General features: G+C 64.3%; 4 protein-coding genes. 2 read left to right on the top strand and 2 right to left on the bottom strand.

Going from position 1 to position 4014, the window contains the following annotated elements:
- Positions 1 to 85: 85 nt before the first annotated feature.
- On the top strand, positions 86 to 913 hold the full coding sequence (locus A3764_RS12150) for a hypothetical protein (RefSeq protein ID WP_067924074.1): 828 nt from the start codon (positions 86 to 88) through the stop codon (positions 911 to 913).
- A gap of 128 nt (positions 914 to 1041) precedes the next feature.
- Here the strand turns inward: A3764_RS12150 and A3764_RS12155 are convergent, their stop codons facing one another.
- On the bottom strand, positions 1042 to 2349 hold the full coding sequence (locus tag A3764_RS12155; protein ID WP_067924067.1) for a hypothetical protein: 1308 nt from the start codon (positions 2347 to 2349) through the stop codon (positions 1042 to 1044).
- Positions 2350 to 2543: 194 nt separating this feature from the next.
- On the opposite strand from A3764_RS12155, the gene A3764_RS12160 reads away from it, so the two are divergent.
- Positions 2544 to 2930: a rhodanese-like domain-containing protein gene (locus A3764_RS12160; protein WP_067924065.1), complete on the top strand. Its 387-nt coding sequence runs from the start codon at positions 2544 to 2546 to the stop codon at positions 2928 to 2930.
- Between the two features lies 1 nt (position 2931).
- Here A3764_RS12160 and A3764_RS12165 read toward each other — a convergent pair.
- The coding region (locus A3764_RS12165; protein WP_067951629.1) for an aspartate aminotransferase family protein at positions 2932 to 4014 on the bottom strand (1083 nt) is incomplete at its 5' end.

Raw genomic sequence — 4014 nt, forward strand, 5'->3', positions numbered from 1 at the left:
GCTTTGGTCTTTCCCGGCTGATCGAGGATCTGGGCCACTTCTACGGCCCGCGCACCGGCCCCGCCAATAAAGGGAGCACCCCGTTATGCTGACGATCACCCCAATCGGTTCCTGCCGCATCGCGACGCCCCTGCGACTGGGCCGCCAAGAACTGGGCTACGCCATCAATGGCGGCAGGCTTTACGGATATTCCCATTCCGCCTCCGAAGCGGTGCAGCAGATGCGCTACCTCAAAGGCGAATATACCCCCTCGACGGAGGTATGGCCGCTGATCGCCCCCGGCACGCCCTTGGCGGTCAAGAACGCCGAGAGCCACCAAGAAAGTGATATCTACGTGGTCGAGGTTTCTTCCGCCAAGACTTTCGCGCTGGACGGCGAATTCGTGCAGTTGAACTACCTGCGCCGCCATTTCGCCGACTTCTTCGCGGATGTTCCGCGCACGCTCGCCTATATGCGCCTCTGCCGGGCGCGTGACCGGATGGCCATGCGCGATTTCCTCGGCGACGTTTGGGGGGCGACGGCACGCCAGCGCAAAGAGGCCGCCGTGCTGGAACGGATCGAACTGCAGTTCTGCGATGCCGGGATGCTGGAGCGTGACCTTGCACAACTGAAGGACGGGCTTGGCAGACTGCTCATCGTGTCGCATGTGGATGCGAAATTGCCCAATGGGCAGAGCCTGAACGGCCGCGATGTCTTTATCCGGCAGGTGTGCGAAGTGGCGCGGCGGCTCGATCTGCCCCTATGCGATCCGACGCAGGCGATGCGGCGCATGGGTCAGGGACGGGCCATCGCGGACGAAAGCAGTGGTCTTGCCCATTACACCGAAGTTTTTGCCCGCGCATTGGTACATGAATGGTTCCGCGACTGGTTTCGGCCCATGACGCAGGACGCGATGCTGCACGACCCGGCGTGATTTGTGGCCCTGATTGTGCCGCTTGGCGGACGGGGGCCGACCTGTCGAAGGTCAGATATGGCGACTATCGCGAGGTTCGCTGCCGGCCCGGATGCTGACGGCCGAAGACCGCCAGAGAACACTACCTATCAATCGACACGGCCCGCGCGCAGCAGTTTTGCAACGCCGAAGGCCGTGGCCAGCGTCACGAAACACAAAAGGGCGATCCGCAGAAGGTTCGGGTCCGTCGCCACGGCGGCGGTGCGTGGGGGGACGACGATCTGGAACTGGCTGCGGCCCAGTTCGGCTTCCTTTCTGGCCTGTGACAAGGCTGCAAGCGCCCCTGAGAGTGTCTCCTGCGCAATCTCCACCCTCAGCGTTGCAAGTTCATGTTCCAGCAACAGGGCATTGAGCGGCGAGGTGCCGTTCGCGCTTTCGAAAAGCTGTCGGCGCAGGTCGGTGATCCTTTGGGTCAGCCGCGATTCCAGTTCGCGCAGTCGCCCCACTGCGTAGTTCTGACTTCGGTTCGCAACCTCCAGCGTCGCGATTTTCGAACGTGTTTCCTCCACCTCCGTCCGCAGCTGCCCGACCGACGCATAGATCGCATCGACCCGGGTTCTCGGATCCGCTTCGCCGCTGTCGATCTGAAGCTGCGTGAGCGCCCGCTGCGCCTGCAGAAGTTCGCGCCGCGCATCTGCCGCCGCCGTTTCGGACTGGGCCACGCGGCGGGCGAAAAGCTCTTGCGACAGCGCATTTATGTGCTGCCCCAAGAGCACCAGCACCTGGTCGGACGTGATGCGCGCCTGTTCGGGCGAGACATCGCTGACATGGATGGTGAGCAGACCGCTCTGAATATCCACCGCGGCGCGCAGGAAACGCGCCATCATGTCCAGCCGGTCCAGCCCCAGCACCGGATAGGACCGCGCGCGGCGCAGCGGGTCCATCTGCGGCCCCGACAGCCGGGTCACGAAACCGGTATCATCCTCCAGCTTCGTGAGCAGCGCGCGCGACCGAAGGTATTCATGCGCCATGAAGGTCTTTTCAAGGCTGGGGCCCGCCGCCAACCCCCCGGTGAATATTCCACTGTTGCCCGCCTGTTCCTGTGGCGCCGCCGATGAAATCGCGGTGACGGAGCGTGCTTCGAACAGCGGTGTGGCAATCCGCGCCATATAAAGAGTGATCAGCAGCGTCGGCAGCACGACGAAGACTGCAAAGGCGGCCAGCGTCCGCCCCCGGCGCATGCGCGCACGGCGCAAAAGGTGCGCGCGCTCCGCCTCGATCTCTCGCGGATCGGGCAGCAGGCGTGCCGCTTCTTCCTGTCGGCGCAGTTCCGCGGCGCGGGCTTCCTCCTGCCTTTGGCGGATGCGTTCCTGCCGCTCCCGCTCCCCCACGGCCTGTCGTTCCGCCCGCCAGTTGGCGATACGTTCTTCCTCCGCGACCTCCCTCATTTCGCCCATTGCAGCCGGACTCCCTTGTCAGATGTTCTGATGCTGCGTTCTTTTGGTTAACGGGGCGTGAACACAGGTAAACAAGACATGTCACAATCCCGCCTCAGCGGCGGCCACCCTCTCTTGGAACACCGGGGCGCGCCGTCCGTTATGGTTGTACCGGTCCCGGGCGATCCCGGACCAACAGAACGAAGGAAAGAGCCATGCAGACCGAAGACATTGACGGAAAAACACTGGAGACATGGACCCCGGAAGAGGTCGCGACCGCCATGAAGAAGGGCGAAATCGTGCTGATCGATGTACGCACGCCAGCCGAATATGCCTTCGAGCATGTCGAAGGGGCACTGCTCTTTCCGATGGCTTTCTTCGATCCGCATTACCTGCCCAGCCAGCGCGAAAAGCCGATCGTGCTGATGTGCGGCTCCTCCGCGCGGTCGGGAAAGATGGCACGCAAGGTGCTCGAAGCGGGCGCGCAGAGCATTGCCCACCTGGAGGGCGGGTTCGGCAAATGGAAGAAGGACAACCAGCCCTATATCGGGACGGATATGCCCAGCGGCGCGCCCAAGCGCATGGAGAACGCGCCGGAGTGATCTAGCCCGGCAGTTCGGTCGCGACCGCCTCTGCCATGGTATGTGCGATCAGGTCGATCTCCGCTTCGGTGGAGGTAAAGCAGGGGGCCAGCAGAACATGGTCCCCTGCTGTTCCATCCGCGCAGCCCTGCGAGGGATAGCAGACCACCCCGGCTTCCATGGCGCGGCGCTGGATTTGCCCCGCCACGTTCCGGCCCACGGGGAAGGGCGCCTTGGTGGACCGGTCCGCGACCAGTTCGAAGGACCAGAACAGCCCGCGCCCGCGAATGTCCCCCACGTGGGGATGATCCCCCAGCCGTTCGGTCAGGTTCTCGCGCAACCGGGCGCCGAGGGTTTTGACGGCTCCCAGCAGGTTCCGTTCATCGATCTCCTGCATCACGGCGAGCGATCCGGCCGTGGCGGTCGCGTGGGACATATAGGTATGACCGTTCCACAGCCGCCCGCTGCCCGCGAGGATGGGGCGCACCACCTTTTCACTGGCCAGCACCGCCGCGATGGGCTGATAGCCTGCGCCGAGCCCCTTCGCCATGGTGGTGATATCGGCGCAGATACCTTCCTGCTCCAAGGCGTAGAGCGTTCCGGTCCGGCCCATGCCGCACATGACCTCATCCGCGATATAAAGCACTCCGTAACGGTCGCAAATTTCGCGTATCCGTGTGAAATACCCCGGTGGCGCGGGTTGCGAGCCGAGCGAGGCACCCACGACAGGTTCCGCCACGAAGGCCGCGACCGTCTCCGCGCCGAGCGCGACGATGCGCTCTTCCAACTGGGCGGCAAGACGTGTGGCGAATTCATCCTCCGTCTCGGTGTCCTTGCGCATCCGGTAGGCATAGGCGGCATCGATGTGCGAGACGTCCATCAGCATCGCCGCGAAAGGCGCGCGCCGGCCAGCATGGCCCCCCACGGCCAGCGCGCCAAGGGTATTGCCATGATAGCTGGGGGCGCGGGCGATGATCTTTGTGCGGCCGGTATCGCCGCGTTCCAGATGGTACTGCCGGGCCAGTTTCAGCGCGGCTTCCATCGCCTCGGACCCGCTGCCGAGATACATCACCCGGCCTTCGCCGGTGCCTGCGGGCGCCCGTGC

The organism is Sulfitobacter sp. HI0129, from assembly GCF_001635395.1.
Classification (GTDB): Bacteria; Pseudomonadota; Alphaproteobacteria; order Rhodobacterales; family Rhodobacteraceae; genus Sulfitobacter.

Excerpts from the sequence above, each read along its gene's own strand:
- A3764_RS12155 (WP_067924067.1), bottom strand. The coding sequence starts at position 2,349 with ATGGGCGAAATGAGGGAGGTCGCGGAGGAAGAACGTATCGCCAACTGG.
- A3764_RS12160 (WP_067924065.1), top strand. The coding sequence starts at position 2,544 with ATGCAGACCGAAGACATTGACGGAAAAACACTGGAGACATGGACCCCG.
- A3764_RS12150 (WP_067924074.1), top strand. The coding sequence starts at position 86 with ATGCTGACGATCACCCCAATCGGTTCCTGCCGCATCGCGACGCCCCTG.